Consider the following 1981-nt stretch of genomic DNA (forward strand, 5'->3'; position numbering starts at 1 on the left):
GGAATTTCGCTACCTTAGGACCGTTATAGTTACGGCCGCCGTTTACTGGGGCTTCAATTCAAAGCTTCGCTTGCGCTAACCTCTCCTCTTAACCTTCCAGCACCGGGCAGGCGTCAGCCCCTATACTTCGCCTTGCGGCTTCGCAGAGACCTGTGTTTTTGCTAAACAGTCGCCTGGGCCTATTCACTGCGGCTTTTTGGGGCTATTCACCCTAAAAAGCACCCCTTCTCCCGAAGTTACGGGGTCATTTTGCCGAGTTCCTTAACGAGAGTTCTCTCGCTCACCTTAGGATTCTCTCCTCGCCTACCTGTGTCGGTTTGCGGTACGGGCACCATCTTTCTCACTAGAGGCTTTTCTAGACAGTGTGGAATCAGGAACTTCGGTACTTAATTTCCCTCGCCATCACAGCTCCGCCTATTGCCAGTGGGATTTGCCTCACTGACGGCCTAACTGCTTGGACGCGCATATCCAACAGCGCGCTTACCCTATCCTCCTGTGTCCCCCCATTGCTCAAACAAAAGTGTGGTGGTACAGGAATATCAACCTGTTATCCATCGCCTACGCTTTTCAGCCTCGGCTTAGGCCCCGACTAACCCTGAGCGGACGAGCCTTCCTCAGGAAACCTTGGGCATTCGGTGGATGGGATTCTCACCCATCTTTCGCTACTCATACCGGCATTCTCACTTCTAAGCGCTCCACCAGTCCTTACGGTCTAGCTTCAACGCCCTTAGAACGCTCTCCTACCACGGACATCCTAAGATGTCCATCCACAGCTTCGGTGATACGTTTAGCCCCGGTACATTTTCGGCGCGGAGTCACTCGACCAGTGAGCTATTACGCACTCTTTAAATGGTGGCTGCTTCTGAGCCAACATCCTGGTTGTCTAAGCAACTCCACATCCTTTTCCACTTAACGTATACTTTGGGACCTTAGCTGGTGGTCTGGGCTGTTTCCCTTTTGACTACGGATCTTATCACTCGCAGTCTGACTCCCATGGATAAATCTTTGGCATTCGGAGTTTGTCTGAATTCGGTAACCCGATGGGGGCCCCTAGTCCAAACAGTGCTCTACCTCCAAGATTCTTTCTACATGAGGCTAGCCCTAAAGCTATTTCGGAGAGAACCAGCTATCTCCAAGTTCGATTGGAATTTCTCCGCTACCCACACCTCATCCCCGCATTTTTCAACATGCGTGGGTTCGGGCCTCCATCCAGTGTTACCTGGACTTCACCCTGGACATGGGTAGATCACTTGGTTTCGGGTCTACAACCACATACTAAATCGCCCTATTCAGACTCGCTTTCGCTGCGGCTCCGTCTTTTCAACTTAACCTTGCATGTAATCGTAACTCGCCGGTTCATTCTACAAAAGGCACGCCATTACCCATTAACGGGCTTTGACTACTTGTAGGCACACGGTTTCAGGAACTATTTCACTCCCCTTCCGGGGTGCTTTTCACCTTTCCCTCACGGTACTGGTTCACTATCGGTCACTAGGTAGTATTTAGCCTTGGGAGATGGTCCTCCCTGCTTCCGACGGGATTTCTCGTGTCCCGCCGTACTCAGGATCCACTCAGGAGGGAACGAAGTTTCAACTACAGGGTTTTTACCTTCTACGACTGACCTTTCCAGGTCGATTCATTTACCCCGTTCCTTTGTAACTCCATGTTGAGTGTCCTACAACCCCAAGAGGCAAGCCTCTTGGTTTGGGCTAATCCCGTTTCGCTCGCCGCTACTCAGGGAATCGCATTTGCTTTCTCTTCCTCCGGGTACTTAGATGTTTCAGTTCCCCGGGTCTGCCTTCAATACCCTATGTATTCAGGTAAAGATCCTATCCTATTAAAGATAGGGGGTTCCCCCATTCGGAAATCTCCGGATCAAAGCTTACTTACAGCTCCCCGAAGCATATCGGTGTTAGTCCCGTCCTTCATCGGCTCCTAGTGCCTAGGCATTCACCGTGCGCCCTTTCTAACTTAACCATGT

1 rRNA gene is annotated in these 1981 nt (G+C 51.1%); it reads right to left on the reverse strand.

Features of this window, described 5'->3' with window-relative positions:
• Nucleotides 1-1977 (reverse strand): 23S ribosomal RNA (locus tag VE128_01500); the annotation flags it as partial.
• Between the last annotated feature and the right edge of the window lie 4 nt (nucleotides 1978-1981).

This window comes from Candidatus Angelobacter sp. (assembly GCA_035643775.1).
Classification (GTDB): Bacteria; Bacteroidota; Bacteroidia; order Flavobacteriales; family Blattabacteriaceae; genus DASQPV01.